This is a genomic window from Dysgonomonas massiliensis, from assembly GCF_900240225.1.
GTDB lineage: Bacteria > Bacteroidota > Bacteroidia > Bacteroidales > Dysgonomonadaceae > Dysgonomonas > Dysgonomonas massiliensis.
This window is the reverse complement of the sequence record NZ_OEPV01000003.1, coordinates 270,167-288,346: the sequence shown is the minus strand read 5'-3', so window position 1 is coordinate 288,346 and position 18,180 is coordinate 270,167. Positions and strand designations below refer to the sequence as shown.

At 39.2% G+C, this 18,180-nt stretch carries 18 protein-coding genes; 16 read left to right on the top strand and 2 right to left on the bottom strand.

The window, feature by feature from the left end; translation table 11 throughout:
* Positions 1–144 precede the first annotated feature (144 nt).
* The 16 genes from fusA2 (at position 145) to C1A06_RS04685 (ending at position 16,504) form a co-directional block, all read left to right on the top strand.
* The gene (gene fusA2, locus C1A06_RS04760; RefSeq protein WP_101689092.1) at positions 145–2,304 is read left to right on the top strand and encodes an elongation factor G2; all 2,160 of its coding nucleotides are present in this window, start codon (positions 145–147) and stop codon (positions 2,302–2,304) included.
* 85 nt (positions 2,305–2,389) lie between these two features.
* Positions 2,390–3,361, top strand: coding sequence for a hypothetical protein (locus C1A06_RS04755; protein ID WP_101689091.1), 972 nt, complete (start codon positions 2,390–2,392; stop codon positions 3,359–3,361).
* 210 nt (positions 3,362–3,571) lie between these two features.
* Entirely contained in the window at positions 3,572–3,943 is a 372-nt protein-coding gene (locus C1A06_RS04750) for an NADH-quinone oxidoreductase subunit A (RefSeq protein ID WP_101689090.1), read from the top strand.
* A gap of 24 nt (positions 3,944–3,967) precedes the next feature.
* Positions 3,968–4,525 (top strand): NADH-quinone oxidoreductase subunit B, encoded by a 558-nt coding sequence (locus C1A06_RS04745; RefSeq protein ID WP_101689089.1) that lies wholly within the window; start codon positions 3,968–3,970, stop codon positions 4,523–4,525.
* A gap of 1 nt (position 4,526) precedes the next feature.
* Complete coding sequence (locus C1A06_RS04740) at positions 4,527–5,060, top strand: NADH-quinone oxidoreductase subunit C (protein ID WP_101689088.1); 534 nt, start codon at positions 4,527–4,529, stop codon at positions 5,058–5,060.
* Between the two features lie 17 nt (positions 5,061–5,077).
* Positions 5,078–6,322: an NADH-quinone oxidoreductase subunit D gene (locus C1A06_RS04735; RefSeq protein ID WP_101689087.1), complete on the top strand. Its 1,245-nt coding sequence runs from the start codon at positions 5,078–5,080 to the stop codon at positions 6,320–6,322.
* Between the two features lie 6 nt (positions 6,323–6,328).
* Positions 6,329–6,856 carry an NADH-quinone oxidoreductase subunit NuoE family protein gene (locus C1A06_RS04730; protein ID WP_101689086.1) on the top strand — a complete coding sequence of 176 codons (528 nt, stop codon included), beginning with the start codon at positions 6,329–6,331 and terminating at the stop codon, positions 6,854–6,856.
* 12 nt (positions 6,857–6,868) lie between these two features.
* Complete coding sequence (nuoF, locus tag C1A06_RS04725) at positions 6,869–8,224, top strand: NADH-quinone oxidoreductase subunit NuoF (RefSeq protein WP_101689085.1); 1,356 nt, start codon at positions 6,869–6,871, stop codon at positions 8,222–8,224.
* A gap of 7 nt (positions 8,225–8,231) precedes the next feature.
* On the top strand, positions 8,232–9,278 hold the full coding sequence (locus C1A06_RS04720; protein WP_101689084.1) for an NADH-quinone oxidoreductase subunit G: 1,047 nt from the start codon (positions 8,232–8,234) through the stop codon (positions 9,276–9,278).
* A gap of 9 nt (positions 9,279–9,287) precedes the next feature.
* Entirely contained in the window at positions 9,288–10,325 is a 1,038-nt protein-coding gene (nuoH, locus tag C1A06_RS04715) for an NADH-quinone oxidoreductase subunit NuoH (RefSeq protein WP_101689083.1), read from the top strand.
* An 18-nt stretch (positions 10,326–10,343) separates the two neighbouring features.
* The gene (nuoI, locus tag C1A06_RS04710; RefSeq protein WP_101689082.1) at positions 10,344–10,910 is read left to right on the top strand and encodes an NADH-quinone oxidoreductase subunit NuoI; all 567 of its coding nucleotides are present in this window, start codon (positions 10,344–10,346) and stop codon (positions 10,908–10,910) included.
* Between the two features lie 11 nt (positions 10,911–10,921).
* Complete coding sequence (locus C1A06_RS04705) at positions 10,922–11,425, top strand: NADH-quinone oxidoreductase subunit J family protein (RefSeq protein ID WP_101689081.1); 504 nt, start codon at positions 10,922–10,924, stop codon at positions 11,423–11,425.
* A gap of 3 nt (positions 11,426–11,428) precedes the next feature.
* Positions 11,429–11,749 carry an NADH-quinone oxidoreductase subunit NuoK gene (nuoK, locus tag C1A06_RS04700; RefSeq protein WP_101689080.1) on the top strand — a complete coding sequence of 107 codons (321 nt, stop codon included), beginning with the start codon at positions 11,429–11,431 and terminating at the stop codon, positions 11,747–11,749.
* Between the two features lie 5 nt (positions 11,750–11,754).
* The gene (nuoL, locus tag C1A06_RS04695; protein ID WP_101689079.1) at positions 11,755–13,641 is read left to right on the top strand and encodes an NADH-quinone oxidoreductase subunit L; all 1,887 of its coding nucleotides are present in this window, start codon (positions 11,755–11,757) and stop codon (positions 13,639–13,641) included.
* A gap of 14 nt (positions 13,642–13,655) precedes the next feature.
* A complete protein-coding gene (locus tag C1A06_RS04690) occupies positions 13,656–15,095 on the top strand; it encodes a complex I subunit 4 family protein (RefSeq protein WP_101689078.1) in 1,440 nt (479 codons plus the stop codon).
* Between the two features lie 23 nt (positions 15,096–15,118).
* Positions 15,119–16,504: an NADH-quinone oxidoreductase subunit N gene (locus C1A06_RS04685; RefSeq protein WP_101689077.1), complete on the top strand. Its 1,386-nt coding sequence runs from the start codon at positions 15,119–15,121 to the stop codon at positions 16,502–16,504.
* Positions 16,505–16,595: 91 nt separating this feature from the next.
* Here the strand turns inward: C1A06_RS04685 and C1A06_RS04680 are convergent, their stop codons facing one another.
* Together C1A06_RS04680 and C1A06_RS04675 are read right to left on the bottom strand one after the other, a co-directional pair.
* The gene (locus C1A06_RS04680) at positions 16,596–17,075 is read right to left on the bottom strand and encodes a hypothetical protein (RefSeq protein WP_101689076.1); all 480 of its coding nucleotides are present in this window, start codon (positions 17,073–17,075) and stop codon (positions 16,596–16,598) included.
* 11 nt (positions 17,076–17,086) lie between these two features.
* Positions 17,087–17,989, bottom strand: a complete 903-nt coding sequence (locus C1A06_RS04675; protein WP_101689075.1) for an NADP-dependent oxidoreductase — start codon at positions 17,987–17,989, stop codon at positions 17,087–17,089.
* Positions 17,990–18,180 lie beyond the last annotated feature (191 nt).

The window sequence follows — 18,180 nt, the reverse complement described above, 5'->3', positions numbered from 1 at the left end:
ATAGAGCTTGTAAAAAGGAGCAGTTTTTGACTAAAATTAATTGTTGATCAGATAGAAAGATTCGCTAAATTTATTATATTTGGGAAACACACTCCTCCTCGAAGGAGTTTAACTTTATGTATAACTTAAAATTTATACTGTGCCATGAAAACATATCAAAATCACGAAATCAAGAATATCGCAATTCTTGGTAGTTCTGGATCCGGGAAAACCACTCTTGCAGAAGCAATGCTTTTCGAGAGTGGAGTTATAAAACGCCGAGGTCGTGTAGAAGATGGGAATACAGTAACCGACTATTTCCCTGTAGAGAAAGAATACGGATATTCTGTATTTTCTAGTATCTTCTCGGTAGAATGGATGAATCGTAAATTGAACTTTATTGACTGTCCGGGATCTGATGACTTTGTAGGTAGTGTTGTTTCGGCAATAAATGTGACGGATACTGCATTGATGGTATTGAATGCACAATACGGAATCGAAGTAGGAACTATCAATCAATTGCGCTACGTACAGAAGTTTGAGAAACCTGTAATTTTTATAGTAAATCAACTCGATCATCCGAAAGCTAATTTTGATAATGTGGTGGCACAGCTTCAGTCTAAATACGGGAGCAAAGCAGTATTAGTTCAGTATCCTGTGAATATAGGTGAAGAATTTAATGCTGTGGTTGACGTGTTGAAGAATAAAATGTATCGCTGGGGACCTGAAGGAGGAAAACCCGAAGTTCTGGAAATACCAGATAGCGAAAAAGAAAGAGCAGCCGAGCTAAACCAGAAGTTGGTGGAAGCTGCAGCCGAAAACGAGGAATCATTGATGGAGAAATTCTTCGAGCAAGGAACTCTTGACGAAGAAGATATGCGTATGGGTATCCGCTGGGGATTAGTAAACCGTGACCTGTTCCCTATATTCTGTGTGAGTGCAGGCAAGGATATGTGTGTGCGTCGTACAATGGAGTTCTTGGGTAATGTGGTGCCTTACGTGCGCGACTTGCCGGCTCCGCATAATACCGAAGGTGTAGAGATTAAACCTAATGTAGAAGATCCTACTAGCTTGTTCTTCTTCAAAACAACTGTTGAACCTCACGTTGGTGAAGTTTCATACTTCAAGGTGATGAGCGGAAAAGTTAAAGAAGGTGATGATTTGTTGAATGCCGATCGTGGATCGAAAGAACGTATAGGGCAATTGTTTGTTGTAGCAGGTCAACAGCGTACGAAAGTTGAAGAATTTTGTGCTGGAGATATCGGTGCTTCTGTTAAACTTAAGGATGTCCGTACGGGAAATACCCTAAACGGTAAAGGTGCTGATAATAAATTTAACTTTATACAATATCCACAACCGAAATTCCGTCGAGCTATTAAGGCTGAAAACGAAAAAGATTCAGAGAAGCTGAACGAAGCATTGGTTCGTATGCGTGAAGAAGATCCAACTTGGATCATCGAACAATCGAAAGAGTTACGTCAAACAATAGTTTCAGGTCAGGGAGAATTCCACTTGAAGACATTGAAATGGCGTATCGAGAATAATGATAAAATTCAGATTGTATATTCTGAACCGCGTATTCCGTATCGTGAAACTATAACCAAGGCTGCGCGTTCGGATTACAGACATAGAAAACAATCGGGAGGTGCTGGACAATTTGGTGAAGTGCATATGATTGTAGAGCCGTATATCGAAGGAATGGATATGCCTTCAACTTATCGTTTCAATGGTCAGGAATTTAAGATTCAGGCTCGCGATGTTCAGACTTATGACTTGGAGTGGGGTGGAAAGCTTGTGTTTGTAAATAGCGTAGTAGGTGGTGCGATCGACAACCGGTTTATGCCAGCTATTGTAAAAGGTATTATGGAGCGTCTGGAACGTGGCCCATTAACAGGGTCTTATGCTCGTGATGTACGTGTTATAGTATATGACGGCAAGATGCACCCGGTAGATTCAAATGAAATATCGTTTATGCTGGCGGGACGTAATGCTTTCAGTGAAGCATTTAAGAATGCTGGACCTAAGATTCTTGAGCCGGTTTATGATGTTACAGTTTTCGTTCCTACCGATAAGATGGGGGATGTTATGAGTGATCTTCAGAATCGTAGAGGTCTGATCTTAGGAATGGAAAGTGATAAAGATATTGATGTTTTGAAAGCTAAAGTTCCGTTGAAAGAACTTTCGAACTATTCAATAACATTGAGCTCTCTTACCGGAGGACGTGCTTCATTCGTAATGCAGTTCTCAGCTTATGAATTAGTACCATCCGATGTTCAAGAACGTTTGTTGAAAGAATACAGCGATAGTTTGACGGAGGAAGAATAAACTACATATATGTGTTAAGAAAGGACTCCAATAATAACATTGGAGTCCTTTTGTATATAGTATCTATAATCCCAAGAGTATTGTTATGAAAAGATTATTGATAGTTCTTATAGCAGTGATGTCAGTGTTGCAGATGATCGCCCAAACTGAATATGTTATATTGAGATATGATGGAGTGCCTAAAGACAGTAGGTTTAGCAAGATCGCTTATCTGGATAGCAGATCAAATCAAAAGGACTTTGGTTTCTTGAATGGGCGAAAAGTTATAGATGATGTGCCTCTTGCTGTTCAATTAGAAGCTGTATTCCCTCAGATGATAAATAATACTCAAGAAGACAAAATTATGCTGATTCAGCTGCGGAAACTAAGTTTTTTTGAAACGAAAAGCAATGATGGAGATTTAGGAGTATGTGTACTGCGAGTCAATTTGTATCAGAAAGAAGACAATGATTACTACTTTATCAATAAGCTAGATACTGTAATAGAATCAAGTCCTGATAATATATTGAGTAGAGGTGTTGAATGTTTGACTAGTTATATAGCTGATAATTTAGACGCTGTCCAAAATTCGGAAGTGCCTTTTAGTTTATCGGAACTACAAGCAATAGATGACTTTGAAAAAGAAGATATTCCACTATATTTGAACAAGTCTTTTGTTGATGGTATTTACTATGACTTCTATCAGTTTGCTCAGCAAAATCCCGAAACAGTTGATCTGCGCTTGAATATAAAAAAGAACGAATTGAAGGATGTGAAAGTTTTGTCTGCTGAAGGTAAATGGCGAAAAATACCTATCGGAGAAATATACGCAGTTGTAGCTGATGGCAAGGCTTATATAGCTTATGATCGTAAGTTCCGGCAGGCATATTTTGATGGTAATGATTTAAAGTTTAGAACAACCAAAACCGAAACTGTAGTCCCTCCTGGTGTATCTGTTGGAGTAGGAATGGGAAGAGGATTTGGAGGAGGTGTCGGATTTTCTTTCGGAACCAAAAAGAAATCAACGGTGATTATGTTGGTAGATCATCAGAACGGTATTGCTGAAGAATGTAGATAAATTCGATTTCTCGTTTATGAGGTATAGATATTTTTTATAATAATATATTTGTAAAGTACAGTTAGCAAAATGTTTTTAGGAACATGTTAAAAGCCCTTTTTTAGACCCCAATGGGCGAAGATATGTTAATTAAAATTGCTTTTCTGAGGAGGAAAGGCATTATCTTTGTGGTGCAAAATGAACTAGAAAATCTTTTAAAGATAAAGTGTAATGGAATTAACTTCGCAAGTGGATTTTATCCCAATTTTGATGCAGATCGTTTTTTGCGTCGTTTTTGTGTTTGGTGTGATTTTTATTTCACAACTGCTGGGCCCGAAAGTTAAAACGAAACGTAAGGGTGCTAATTTCGAATGTGGATTGGATTCGATAGGTAATGCTCGAACTCCATTTTCAATACGCTATTTCGTAATAGCTATACTTTTCGTATTGTTCGATATCGAGATAATTTTCATGTATCCATGGGCTATCAATTTTGAAGCTATGGGTTGGCCTGGTTTGATAAAGATGGGAGTCTTTGTCTTGCTTCTTGCTGCAGGATTCTTTTATGTGGTAAAGCGTAAGGCTTTGAAATGGGAAAAATAAGAATAAGATAATCAAAATTATATAATGAGTAAGTCGAATTCGTCAAATGTTAACGTTGTGCCGTGTCCCGAAGGTTATGTCGGAACAGGCTTTTTTGCTACTAAATTTGACTATGCAATAGGGTTGGCTCGTTCCAACTCGATGTGGCCTTTGCCATTTGCTACCTCGTGCTGTGGTATCGAGTTTATGGCAACTATGGCATCTACTTATGATATGGGTCGCTTCGGAGCCGAGCGTAATAGCTTCTCTCCGCGTCAGGCTGATATGTTGATGGTTATGGGTACAATCTCTAAGAAAATGGTGCCTGTACTTCGTCGTGTGTATGAGCAGATGGCTGAACCGAAATGGGTAATGGCTGTCGGAGCTTGTGCATCGTCGGGAGGAATTTTTGATACCTATTCTGTGCTGCAAGGAATCGATAAGGTAATCCCCGTGGATGTATATGTGCCGGGCTGTCCGCCTCGCCCAGAGCAAATTATTGATGGGTTGATGCAATTACAAGAAATCGTAAAGCATGAATCAATTCACAGACGCGGTTCTGAAAGATATGAAGAATTGTTGAAATCGTATAAATTCGAATAAGATGGCTCTGGAAATAATTGATATACAAAATAAACTAGAAGCACAGTTCGGAGATAATGTGTCGAACTTTCGTATGGAATATGATATCTTGACTTTTGATGCAGATAAAGCTTCAGTTGTTGAGATTGTACGTTTTATGAAAGAAGATGAGATTTTGCGCTTTAATTTTCTGACAGATCTATGTGGCATTCATTATCCAGAAAATGAAGAAGCAGCTCAGTTTGCTGTTGCTTATTTGATGCACAATTGGATTGACAATGTTCGAGTAAGAATCAAAACTTATTTGTCGGGTAATGATCCGAAGGTTGATACAATGACAACTGTATTTCATGCCGCAAACTGGATGGAGCGTGAAACATATGACTTCTTCGGAATTCACTTCGAAGGACACCCTGATTTGAGACGTATATTGAATGTCGATACAATGACTTCATTCCCATTGCGTAAAGAATATGCTTTGGAAGATTCGGGACGTTCGGACAAGGATGACCGCTTCTTCGGTCGTACGCCACATAATGCAGAACAAGTAAAATAATATAAAAGAGACAACCTATGTCAGATATGTTTCAGTCAACGGGACACAAGTTCGAGAAGATCATTCAGAATCAGAATTTTGCTGATGGTCGTGAGTTGTCGGTCATAAACTTTGGACCTACGCACCCGTCAACACACGGTGTGTTTCAGAATATCTTGTTACTTGAAGGAGATATTATTTTGGATGCAGATACAACAATCGGTTACATACACCGTGCATTCGAAAAAATAGCAGAACATCGTACATTTTATCAAATTACTACGTTAACAGACCGCTTGAACTACTGCTCGGCACCAATCAACAATATGTGCTGGTGGATGACAGTAGAAAAGGCTCTTAATATAGAAGTTCCAAAACGTGCGCAATATATGCGTGTGATCGTAATGGAATTGGCTCGTATAGCAGACCATATTATCTGTAATGGTATCTTGGGTGTGGACTTAGGTGCATATTCGGGATTCCTCTACGTAATGACTTACCGTGAGCTTATTTATGAGATATTTGAAGAGATTTGCGGAGCACGCTTAACGACTAATATGGGACGTATCGGAGGATTCGAACGTAACTGGAGCGAAGCTTGCTGGGATAAAATCGATAGATTATTAAATGAATTACCTCACGCATGGGACGAACTTGAAGCTTTGTTTGTACGTAACCGTATCTTTATGGATCGCACAATCAATGTCGGAGTAATCTCGCCTCAAAAAGCGATGGAGTACGGATTTACAGGACCGAATCTACGTGCAACAGGTATTGACTATGATGTTCGTAAGATGAACCCATATAGCTCGTACGAAGAGTTTGACTTTGATATTCCGGTAGGAGAATCCGGAGATACTTACGATCGTTGGTGTGTACGTGCTGGTGAGGTAAAAGAGAGCTTGAAAATTATACATCAAGCAATAGCTAAGATTAAGAATATAGAGGATGAAGTATATCATGCAGATGTGCCTGATTATTATCTACCTCCAAAAGATGAAGTATATACCGAGATGGAAGCATTGATCAATCACTTCAAAATTGTGATGGGTGAATATCCGGTTCCGGTGGGAGAAGTTTACCATTCGGTAGAAGCTGCAAACGGTGAGTTGGGTGTTTACATGATTACCGATGGATCAAGAGCTCCATATCGTGTTCACTTCCGTCGTCCATGTTTTATCTATTATCAGGCTTTTCCTGAGATGATACGTGGTGGATCAATCTCGGATGCTGTAACAACCCTTTCGAGCATAAACGTAATTGCAGGAGAACTAGACGCATAAGTGATTATGGAACAAAAGAGAGAATATAGACAAGAAATAAATATAACGCCGGAACTTCAAGCTCGTATCGATGAATTGATGAGCCGCTATCCGGCAGATAAGAAAAAATCGGCAATGCTTCCCGTATTGCATGCTTTGCAAGATGCTCACGACAATTGGTTGAGTGTTGCATTGATGGATAAAGCTGCAGAAATATTAGAAGTGACTCCGATTGAGGTGTATGAGGTTGTAACATTCTATACAATGTTCAATCAAAAGCCGAAGGGTAAATACATGCTCGAGTTTTGCCGTACAACATGTTGCGCTATCCGTCGTGGCGAAGACCTGATGGAATATACATGTAATAAACTTGGAGTGAAAGAAGGTGAAGTGACTGCTGACGGAATGTTCAGCGTAGTAGGTGTAGAATGTCTAGGAGCATGTGGTTTTGGACCTATGCTTCAGCTAGGTGATTACTATCACGAACATCTGACTGAAGAGAAAATCGACGCTTTGCTGGAAGATTGTAAACAAGGAAAAGTAAAACTTCATTGATAGGCTGAAAAAATGAGTAGAAAGATATTATTTGAAAAGCTGGATATTCCGAACATAAACGAATATGAAGTATACCGCAAAAACGGCGGATACAGTTCGGTAGAAAAAGCCTTGAAAACGATGACTCCCGATCAGGTCGTTGAAGAAGTGAAAGCTTCTCAATTGCGCGGACGTGGGGGAGCCGGTTTCCCGATGGGAATGAAGTGGAGCTTTATCGATAAAAAATCGGGAAAACCTCGTCACTTGGTAGTTAATGCCGATGAGTCAGAACCAGGAACTTTCAAAGACCGCTATTTGATGCATCATATTCCACATCTTTTGATTGAGGGGGCAATTACTGCAAGTTATGCTTTGGAAGCTAATCGCTCGTATATCTACATCCGTGGAGAATACATGTGGATTTATAAAATCCTAGAGAAGGCGATTGCAGAAGCTTATGCGAATGGCTGGTTAGGTAAAAATATCTTAGGGTCGGGATACGATCTTGATCTGAATGTTCACTGTGGAGGTGGAGCTTATGTCTGTGGAGAAGAAACAGCATTGTTAGAATCTCTTGAAGGTAAACGTGGTAATCCACGTATGAAGCCACCATTCCCAGCAGTAAGCGGATTGTGGGCTAACCCTACAGTTGTAAATAATGTTGAGTCAATTTCTGCAGTATCGTGGATCGTAAATAACGGTGGCGCAGAATATGCTAAAATAGGAACAGAGAAATCGACAGGTACTAAATTGATCAGTGCATCGGGACATATCAAAAATCCGGGTGTATACGAGATTGAAATGGGACTTTCGGTTGAAGAATTCTTCTATTCTGACGAATATTGTGGTGGCATGATGGACGATCGTCCGTTGAAAGCTATAATTCCTGGTGGAGCATCTGTGCAGATACTACCTCCTGAATATATATTCAAAACAGCAGCAGGCGATACTCGTCTGATGAGCTACGAATCGTGGTCGGATGGCGGTAAACAAACCGGTTCTTCTTTGGGATCAGGTGGTTTTATGGTATTCAACGATACTACTTGTATTGTAAGAAATACGCATAATATATCTCGCTTCTTCCATCACGAAAGCTGTGGACAATGTACACCATGTCGTGAAGGTACTGGATGGATGGAGAAAATCCTCCATCGTATAGAAAATGGACATGGCCGTCAAGAAGATATTGACCTGTTGTTCAGTATTCAGAGTCAGATTGAAGGGAATACGATCTGTCCTCTAGGCGATGCGGCTTCTTGGCCGGTAGCAGCGGCAATACATCACTTCCGCGAAGAATTTGAATATCACGTTCGTTTCCCTGAAAAGGTAAAAAACAGAGATCACTTTGTAAACGAACCAATGGAAAAAGTTAGACATCTATTAAGATAAAAATAAAATGAAAATAACTATAGACGAACATACAATAGAGGTCGAGCCAGGTACAACCGTACTTCAGGCAGCTCGTATGATTGGCGGTCCATGTGTGCCTCCAACTATGTGTTATTACTCTAAACTGAAAGACTGCGGAGGGAAATGCCGTTGCTGTTTAGTTGAGGTATCAAAGGGTAGCGAACGCGATCCTCGTCCGATGCCTAAATTGCAGCCATCGTGCGTAACTGCAGTTCAAGACGGTATGGAGGTTAAAAGTGCTACGTCTGAGCGTGCAGTGAAAGCACGTAAGGCAATTACAGAAATGTTGCTGATTAATCACCCGCTGGATTGTCCGGTTTGTGATCAGGCAGGAGAATGTAATCTGCAAGATTTAGCTTACGAAAACAAAGCGTACCATTCGAGATATACTGAAGAAAAAAATACATATCCGAAAGAAGATATAGGTCCTTATATCGAACTAAACAAGAATCGTTGTATTATCTGCTATCGTTGTGTACGTTTAGCTGATCAGATAACAGATGGTCGTGTACACGGAGTAATGGGACGTGGCGATCATGCCGAGATTTCGACATATATCAACAATGCTGTTGAAAATGATTTCTCAGGAAATATGATCGATGTTTGTCCGGTTGGGGCTTTGACTGATAAAACGTTCCGTTTCGATTCGCGCATATGGTTTAACAAGAAATTCGACGCTCATCGTAACTGTTCTAAATGTTCAGGAAAAGCTGTCCTTTGGATGTTTGGAGATGAAGTACAACGCGTCTCAGCTCGTAAAGATGAATGGAACGAAGTTGAAGACTTTATCTGTAACGAATGTCGTTTCGATCATAAAGATGCAAATGACTGGGTGATCGAAGGACCACGTAAATTTGCAAAAAACTCGGTGCTGAATGTAAATAACTATACGAAACCTGTCAAAAAAGTAGCATTGAATCAAGATGATTTAGTTACTGAAGGTCGTAAACAAGACCAGCAGAAGATTAGTATGGTGGATGTTCCGTACGATGAACGTGAAATAGAAGCTATCAAAAGAGTAAAAGAAGAATAATCAGATATTATGGATGTAGCAATTTTTTTAGAGAAACTGATCCTCATTCTGTTGGTATTTAGCATCACATTGGTTGTTGCCATGTATGCAACATTGGCAGAACGTAAGGTTGCCGGATTTATTCAAGACCGTTACGGACCGAATAGAGCAGGACCTTGGGGGATACTTCAACCGGTTTGTGATGGAGCAAAGCTTTTTGCAAAAGAAGACTTTCGTCCAGATACACCTAACAAATGGCTATTCATTGCCGGACCTGGTATTTCGATGGTTGTAGCCTTGTTGGGCTCGGCTGTTATTCCTTGGGCACGAGCAATTGACTTTGGCGATTTTATTGTTATACCGCAAGTTGCTGATGTAAATGTAGCTGTGCTTTATGTGATGGCTGTTCTTGGAATCAGTGTTTATGGTGTAGTTTTGGGTGCATGGGCATCGGGTAATAAATTCTCGCTTCAAGGAGCAATTCGTGCCGGAGCACAAATGATTTCGTACGAACTGGCAATGGGTGGAGCGTTGATCGCTATCATCATGACAGCAGGGTCGATGAGTTTATCTACAATAACAGAACAACAAATAGGTAGTTTCGGGATGAATTGGAATATAATCTATCATCCGCTGACATTCTTAATCTTTATCGTTTGTTCGTTTGCCGAATGTAATCGTACACCGTTTGACTTGGCAGAGTGTGAATCGGAACTTGTAAATGGTCACCATACAGAATTCTCGTCAATGAAGATGGGATTCTATATGTTCTCGGAATATGCTGCAATGTTCTTCTCTTCAGCATTTATCTCTGTTCTTTTCTTCGGAGGATATTGTTATCCGGGAATGGATTGGGTAGCCGAAAATTGGGGAACTAACATTGATGCATTATTTGGCTTTGCTGCGATATTCGGAAAAACATTGTTCTTCATGTTCGTTTACATTTGGGTACGTTGGACAATACCACGTTTCCGTTACGACCAGCTGATGAACTTAGGTTGGAAAGTATTATTCCCGCTATCGGTAATAAACATTTTCATCATCGCATTTGTGAAATTGATTTTTTAATAGAAAAACGATTTATATATGTCAATAGAAAAAATGTCACTTTCGGGTCGTAAAGTTGAGGTTGTCAATAAAAAGATGACACTCATCGAGAAGATCTACCTTGTGTCTGTTTTGAAAGGGATGTGGATTACGATCAAGCACTTCTTTTCGAAGAAAGTGACGATACAGTATCCTGAACAAAAACGCCCCTTGGCTCCTGTATATCGTGGACGCCACGTATTGATGCGTGATGACGAAGGACGTGAACGTTGTACGGCTTGTGGATTGTGCGCATTGGCTTGTCCGGCCGAAGCGATTACGATGAAAGCTGCCGAACGTCAACCAGGTGAAGAAAATCTGTATCGTGAAGAAAAATATGCTGAGATATACGAAATAAATATGCTTCGTTGTATTTTCTGTGGACTATGTGAAGAGGCTTGTCCGAAAGAAGCAATCTTCTTGTCGAAATCGCAGGAATTCGTAAAACCAAAACTAGATCGTAAGTCATTTATTTATGGTAAAGATCAGTTGGTAATCTCGGTAGAAGATGCTAAGAGCGAAAGATACGGAGCATCATTACTCAAGCTAAAGAATAAAAACGCATAAAAATAAAATAAATGTTGACAATCGTATTTTATATTTTGGCGGCAATAACCCTATCAGCAGGTGTATTTACAATTGCTTCGCGCAATCCGATACATAGTGCTGTTGCTATGATTGTTTGTTTCTTTTCGTTGGCCGGACACTTTCTGTTGCTTGATGCACAGTTTCTGGCAATCGTTCAGATCATCGTTTATGCAGGTGCAATTATGATTATGTTATTATTTGCCCTGATGTTGATGAATCTGAGTGAAGTGCACGAAGAGAAAAAGAAAATAGCGACTCGTATTGCTGCAGTATCTTCAGCCGGATTGATGGCTTTAGTAGTATTGGCAGCAATCGTGAAAGCTGATCCGATCGTTAAGACTTATCAAGTTGCGGGAGCCGATTATCAATCGGTGGCAGTAGTAGGTCAAGTGCTTTTCGATGAATATCTCGTTCCATTCGAATTTGCTGCTATCTTGTTGATCACGGCAATGGTTGGAGCAGTATTAATTTCTAAAAGAGAGAAAAACGCTTAAGATATGCAAAGTATATTAGAACAAATAGGACTCGATAACTATATCTACCTTAGCATTCTTTTGTTTGCTATCGGTGCAGCGGGAGTTCTTTTCAGACGTAGCAGTATTGTGATGCTGATGTCGGTCGAATTGATGTTGGCTGCGGCAAATATGTTGTTAGTAGTATTTTCTGTTTATCATGCCGATACCAGTGGGCAGGTTTTCGTACTGTTCTCGATGGCAGTAGCTGCTGCCGAAGTAGCAGTCGGATTGGCTATATTGGTTACAATATTCAGAAATCTGGGAATAGTAGATATTGACAAGCTTAAAAAACTAAGAGGATAGAACATATGGAAACAGTATTACTATTAATATTATTACTCAGTCCCCTAGTTGGCTTTGGTATCAATTTATGCTTCGGCAATAAATTGGGAAAAACACTATCCGGTACAATTGCAAACCTAGCAGTATTGGTTAGCTTCTTAATCTCGATTTATTTCTTCGCCGGAATCCTTTCGACGGGAGAAGCAATACATGTAAATTTATTCCCATGGTTAGATCTAAGATCGGTAAGTATTGATTTCGCATTTGTACTCGATCAACTATCTATTCTATGGTTATTATTCGTAACAGGAATCGGTTTCTTGATCCATATCTATTCGATAGGTTATATGGAGAAAGACGAAAATATAAGTAAGTTCTTTGCTTACCTTAATCTGTTTATATTCTTTATGGCAGTTTTGGTAACTGGAAGCAACCTACTGATCATGTTTGTTGGATGGGAAGGTGTTGGACTATGTTCATATCTATTGATCGGATTCTGGTATAAAAACCAGAGTTATAATGATGCTGCAAAGAAAGCTTTCATCATGAACCGTATCGGAGATATGTTCTTCCTGTTAGGAGTTTTCACCCTGATCTATCTATTCAATACAGTTGACTTCGACGGATTGAAAGCTGCTGTAAGTTCAACTAATGATATCCAAACAACAGGCTTGTTGGCATTAGCTACTTTTGCACTATTTATAGGAGCTACTGGTAAGAGTGCCCAATTACCATTATATACTTGGTTACCTGACGCGATGGCTGGTCCAACTCCGGTTTCAGCTTTGATCCATGCTGCTACGATGGTTACGGGTGGTATCTTTATGATCTCACGTCTGAACTTCTTATTCGAACTTACACCTGACGTGCTTTGGCTGATAGCTATAGTAGGAGCTGTAACTGCTCTATTTGCTGCAACTATTGCAATCGTTCAGACTGATATAAAGAAAGTTTTAGCTTACTCTACTGTATCACAGCTTGGATTGATGTTCCTTGCTATAGGCTGTGGAGCTTATCATGTAGCAGTGTTCCACGTTATAACTCATGCTTTCTTCAAAGCTTGTTTGTTCCTTGGAGCAGGTTCTGTAATACATGGTGTAGATGGCGAACAAGATATGCGTAAAATGGGAGGTCTTCGCAAGAAAATGACTATAACATTTACCACATTCCTTATCGCAACTATGGCAATTTCGGGTATTCCGTTATTCTCCGGTTTCTTCTCGAAAGATGAGATCATGCTAGTTGCATTCGAGAAAAATATTATTCTGTGGGCAGTCGGAGCTTTGGCTTCGCTATTAACAGCAATCTATATGTTCCGCGCGCTGTTTCTTACTTTCTGCAAAGAATTCAGAGGAACTAAGGAAGCTTATGATCATGTGCATGAGTCACCTAAAACAATGACTCTTCCGCTAATTATCTTAGCTGTATTGTCAGTAGTAGGTGGTGTAATTGCCCTCCCATTCGGATATAATTGGTTGAACGAATATTTACTTCCAATCATGCCAGAGATTGCATCTCATGCTCATGCCGATTCGTCTACTATGTGGACAGTTATGGCGATCTCAACAGTAATTGCTTTTGCAGGATTGCTTATAGCATGGGTTGTTTATATGAAGAAAGGTGATGTACCTGCTGATGATAAAGAAAAGTCAGGTCTTATCAAGGTACTTTATAATAAATACTACATTGACGAAATATACGATACACTATTTGTTCAGCCTTGTTATATATTGGCTAGGTTCTTCAACAAATGGATCGAAGCTGCTGTGTCAGGAATAGTAGTGGGTGTTGCTCGTACTATTGACTTTGCATCGTACCCTATGCGCAGATTACAAAACGGAAGTTTAGGATTTTATTTGTTCTGCTTCGTTCTAGGATTCTGTGGTATCGTTATTGGATTGTTTCTTGTTTAATCATTTATTGAGATATGAATATTGCTGTCATATTAATTATTTTATTGGTCGGAGCGATTGCTACTTGCTTGTCAGGTAACAAATTTGCATCCAAGGTCGCTATCTTGTTCGGTGCGGCTGCTGCTATCTTCTCGATAGCTTTGCTAGTACAGTTTACAGGAAGCGGCGAATTAGTTTATTCGACAATGTGGATAAGCGATCTCAATATTTCGTTCTCTCTGCGTGCTGATGGTCTTAGCATGGCGATGTTATTGATGACTACTGTCATCTTATCGCTAATTCTGATCTCGTCGGTATCAGACAAAATGAAAAATGAGAAATACTTCTATAGTCTTGTGATGCTTACGGCATTCTCTATTGCAGGGGTTTTCCTAAGCAGTAATGCTTTAGTATATTATGTATTCTGGGAATTGTCACTTATTCCTATTTACTTCATCACTATATATTGGGGTAGTGGAGAAATGGCTATTCGTCGTAAAGCGACGATGACATTCTTCATCTATACCTTTGCAGGTTCAATGTTTATGCTTGCAGCCATCATCTACTTGTATACAAAAGTAGGTAGCTTCGAACTGATGGATATGTATAATGCTGATCTGTCAGCCACAGAGCAAACATGGATTTATCTGGCATTCTTTTTAGCGTATGCAATCAAGATTCCTATTTTCCCTTTCCACACATGGCAGGCTGATGTATATGAGCGTTCGCCATATGTTGGAACAATGTTATTAGGAGGTTTGATGTCGAAGATGGGATTATATAGTGTATTGCGTTGGCAACTTCCTATTGTTCCGGATGCTGCAAAAGAACTTCAAACAATCGTGCTGATTCTTTGTGTAATAGGCGTAATATATGGATCAATCGTAGCTTTGAAGCAAGATAATATAAAACGTTTGTTTGCTTATGCATCATTGGCTCACGTAGGTTTTGTTGCTGCTGGTGCATATTCTGGAAATTACGATGGCCTCGAAGGAGCCGTATTCTTGATGATTGCACACGGATTTGGTGTTGTAGGTCTATTCTTTGCGGCAGAGATTATCCAACGTCGTTGGGGAACACTATCGATCAAAAGAATGGGAGGAATCCAGAGCTTAGCTCCTCGTTTTGCGACATTGTTCTTTGTTGTAGTATTGGTTTCGATAACTTTACCTCTTACTTTGAACTTCTTAGGTGAATTTACAATCATGTTAGGATTGTACGAATTGAGTATCTGGTATATGATCGGTGTAGGGGTGTCTATGTTTATGGGGGCATTCTTTATGCTGCAGATGTATCAGCATGTAATGCTGGGAGAAGTGAAAAATACGAAACCATTTTGGGATCTGACTTCAAGCGAAAGCTTCGTATTTGTATGTATCGGTCTGATTGCGTTTGTTCTGGGTATTTATTCTATACCTATGTCGGAGCTAATAAGCGGTTCACTTACCGAAATACTGAGCTTTATTAATAGATAATAACTAAGAAATATCATATATAGATGAGTACATTAATTGCGGTCTCGGCTTTAGGAATTCTTTGCCTTATTATTGAAATTTTCAATTTGAGAAAGATTCTGATTCCTTTCACTATAGCCGGTTTGTTGGCCATACTTGGTTTGATATATATTGAGTACGATAGTGCGCAACCATTGATGGAAGTAGATAACTATCGAATGATCATTAATTCGAACTTCTCGTTAGGATTTTCAGCATTGCTTGTGGTTTTGATGATCTTCGTTATCGCTATGAGTCAGCGTTTCTACAGAGATGAAATATTGAAGCTGACAGATTATGTGTCGCTCAAGATATTCCTCTTAGCTGGAGCTATTGCAATGATATCTTACGGAAATCTTATTATGTTCTTCCTTGGATTGGAAGTCCTTTCGGTAGCAGTATATATTCTAGCTTCGAGTGATGTTCGTAAAGCAAAAAGTAACGAAGCTGGGTTGAAATACTTCATGATGGGAGCCTTTGCTTCAGCATTTATCCTCTTCGGCATCGCACTGATCTATGGTGCTACTGCAACGTTTGATGCATCAGAGATATTCTTTATTTCACAAGGAGATAATCTTCCTATATGGTTTAACATTGGGTTCATCATGTTGAGTGTAGGTATGTTGTTCAAAGCATCAATTTTCCCTTTTCATTTTTGGGCACCAGATGTTTATGAAGGATCACCTACATTGACTACAGCAATGATGAGTACTGTGGTAAAAGTAGCTGCTATTGGTACATTATTCAAATTGTCTGTAACCATGGCTGGCGCTATGACTCCGGCATGTCAGATGGTTATCGTAGTCCTTTCTATATTGACTCTTACTGTAGCTAATATTACAGGTCTTCGTCAGAAGAATATTAAGCGTATGATGGCTTATTCGGGTATTTCTCATGCCGGATTTATGCTTATGGCATTGTTGGCTATGAATAATGGAGCAAACTTAGTATTGTACTATTCTGCAGCATATTCATTTGCAGCTATTGCAGCGTTTGCTGTTATTATGGCTGTTACAGAAAATAAGCCGGATGAAGACTTCGTTTACTTCAACGGACTTGCTCGTCATCAACCTCTGATGGCTGGTGTTCTATCATTAGCTATGCTGTCTATGGGTGGTATTCCTATCATGGCCGGTTTCTTTGCAAAAGCATTTATGTTTGGAGCAATGCTTTCGGCAGGACATATTACGTTAGTGATTTTTGGGGTTATAAATTCGATCATTGCAATCTATTACTATTTTGGTGTTATTAATACTTTGGTAATGCGCGATTCGCATGAGAGTGTTTTAACCGTGCCAATGATCTATAAAGTGATTGCTGTTTGTGCAATATTACTTAATATCATTCTAGGTATTTTCCCTGGGCTTATCTTTGATCTAAATCTTGCATAAGTAAGCTTATAAATAAGTACATATAAATAAAAAGTCTTTCAAGTTCCGAATACCGGATTTTGAAAGACTTTTTTCTTTTTAATATAATTTCTTATCTGAGCTCGAATCCGTAATCTTTAGGATCTGATAAGAATAGCTCTTTGTTTGTAGCCTCTGTAAGTTCTACAATATATCCTGGAGCTAGTTCTAGCCGTCCTTGAGCTCCCATTATGTTAGGAGTATATTTTTGCAGAATAGGAATATTTCTTTTCTCAGCTTCTTTGTATACTTCCACTATCGAATCTACTATATACATCGTACGAGTTTCTTGGATGAAGTAAGGTAATTTCTTTCTGTCTTCTTCCGAGATAATTACTATCGAAACACTACCTAGTACTGATTGAAGGCCGATCACTTTCAGATTGAAATATTCTTCAAGTCTGAATTCGTATTCAATTACTCCGTCCAGATTGTTTAAATAACTATTTACATATGCTTCTTCTTGTTCTGGAGTCAAGAAAAGGCGTTCATATGGTCCACTTAATAGGTGATTTGCTAAAAATGTATTTTTTATATTGCTAGTTGTTTTCATATTTTTCTAAATTAAAATGTTAAGACACTTTTTCCTCTAGTGTGTCCTTTCAAGATGTTTGCATAAGCTTCAGAAGCCTTTTCAAATGGATATATATTGTCTTTATCCACTTCCCAGCTAAAACGACCGTCTGCAAGACCATCTACAACGTGTTTTAAGTTAGCCGGATTGCGTTTAACCCATACAGCTTGAACTCTTGATTCTGAAAGTTTTTTTCCTGCAATAGAGCCAATAAAGCCATTTGGCTTAACACATTCAACCGAAGCTTTTGCAGCCTCTTCGGTTCCTGACATATCTATTGATGCATCAAATTGATGTGGGTATACATTTTTTAATCGGTCTATCAATCCTTCTCCATATACAACCGGAATAGCACCTAAGTTTCTCAAATAATCCTGATTACGTTCCGAAGCGGTAGCTACAACGTCTATTCCACGTTCTTTAGCCAATTGAACAGTAATTGAACCAACCCCCCCCGAAGCTCCATGTATGAGTAGTGATTTTACTTTCCCTATTTCGTCAAGAATAGTCATTGCAGTCTGTGCAGCTCCAGCTATAGTTCCTGATACTTCCCAAGTCATTGATTTGGGCTTGGCTACCAGATTATTGATCGGAACATCAATTACGGTTGCATGAGTAAAAACTCCTCCAGAGCCAAGAACTTCGTCTCCGACTTTCCATTGGCTATTAGGTGTAATTTCCTCAATTATACCGGCAAACTCAGTACCGAAGGTCTGTGGAAGTGCTGCATGTTTAAACTCGCCTGTCATACGTCTGGCATCGATAGGGTTTATACCTGCAGCTTTAACTGTTATGCGTGCCATTCCGTCAGTAAGCATTGGTAAATTTTGTGTGTGAAAATTTAGTACGTCGGCTTGTCCATAGGACTGGGCAAATAAGATTGTAGTTTTCATATTTGTAGTTTTATAATTTTACTTTCGACTTTGTTGTCTTATGCTTCTATAAAATTACAAATAATGGATGAATTAAAAGAAATTTTTATCAAAAGCTAATAGTAACCACTAGGTTACTTTATTTGGCATATAAAACATAAGGCTCAGACTAAATTTAGTCTGAGCCTTATTATCTCAATGAAACTTATCGA

Excerpts from the sequence above, each read along its gene's own strand:
- fusA2 (WP_101689092.1), top strand. The coding sequence starts at position 145 with ATGAAAACATATCAAAATCACGAAATCAAGAATATCGCAATTCTTGGT.
- C1A06_RS04755 (WP_101689091.1), top strand. The coding sequence starts at position 2,390 with ATGAAAAGATTATTGATAGTTCTTATAGCAGTGATGTCAGTGTTGCAG.
- C1A06_RS04750 (WP_101689090.1), top strand. The coding sequence starts at position 3,572 with ATGGAATTAACTTCGCAAGTGGATTTTATCCCAATTTTGATGCAGATC.
- C1A06_RS04745 (WP_101689089.1), top strand. The coding sequence starts at position 3,968 with ATGAGTAAGTCGAATTCGTCAAATGTTAACGTTGTGCCGTGTCCCGAA.
- C1A06_RS04740 (WP_101689088.1), top strand. The coding sequence starts at position 4,527 with ATGGCTCTGGAAATAATTGATATACAAAATAAACTAGAAGCACAGTTC.
- C1A06_RS04735 (WP_101689087.1), top strand. The coding sequence starts at position 5,078 with ATGTCAGATATGTTTCAGTCAACGGGACACAAGTTCGAGAAGATCATT.
- C1A06_RS04730 (WP_101689086.1), top strand. The coding sequence starts at position 6,329 with ATGGAACAAAAGAGAGAATATAGACAAGAAATAAATATAACGCCGGAA.
- nuoF (WP_101689085.1), top strand. The coding sequence starts at position 6,869 with ATGAGTAGAAAGATATTATTTGAAAAGCTGGATATTCCGAACATAAAC.
- C1A06_RS04720 (WP_101689084.1), top strand. The coding sequence starts at position 8,232 with ATGAAAATAACTATAGACGAACATACAATAGAGGTCGAGCCAGGTACA.
- nuoH (WP_101689083.1), top strand. The coding sequence starts at position 9,288 with ATGGATGTAGCAATTTTTTTAGAGAAACTGATCCTCATTCTGTTGGTA.
- nuoI (WP_101689082.1), top strand. The coding sequence starts at position 10,344 with ATGTCAATAGAAAAAATGTCACTTTCGGGTCGTAAAGTTGAGGTTGTC.
- C1A06_RS04705 (WP_101689081.1), top strand. The coding sequence starts at position 10,922 with ATGTTGACAATCGTATTTTATATTTTGGCGGCAATAACCCTATCAGCA.
- nuoK (WP_101689080.1), top strand. The coding sequence starts at position 11,429 with ATGCAAAGTATATTAGAACAAATAGGACTCGATAACTATATCTACCTT.
- nuoL (WP_101689079.1), top strand. The coding sequence starts at position 11,755 with ATGGAAACAGTATTACTATTAATATTATTACTCAGTCCCCTAGTTGGC.
- C1A06_RS04690 (WP_101689078.1), top strand. The coding sequence starts at position 13,656 with ATGAATATTGCTGTCATATTAATTATTTTATTGGTCGGAGCGATTGCT.
- C1A06_RS04685 (WP_101689077.1), top strand. The coding sequence starts at position 15,119 with ATGAGTACATTAATTGCGGTCTCGGCTTTAGGAATTCTTTGCCTTATT.
- C1A06_RS04680 (WP_101689076.1), bottom strand. The coding sequence starts at position 17,075 with ATGAAAACAACTAGCAATATAAAAAATACATTTTTAGCAAATCACCTA.
- C1A06_RS04675 (WP_101689075.1), bottom strand. The coding sequence starts at position 17,989 with ATGAAAACTACAATCTTATTTGCCCAGTCCTATGGACAAGCCGACGTA.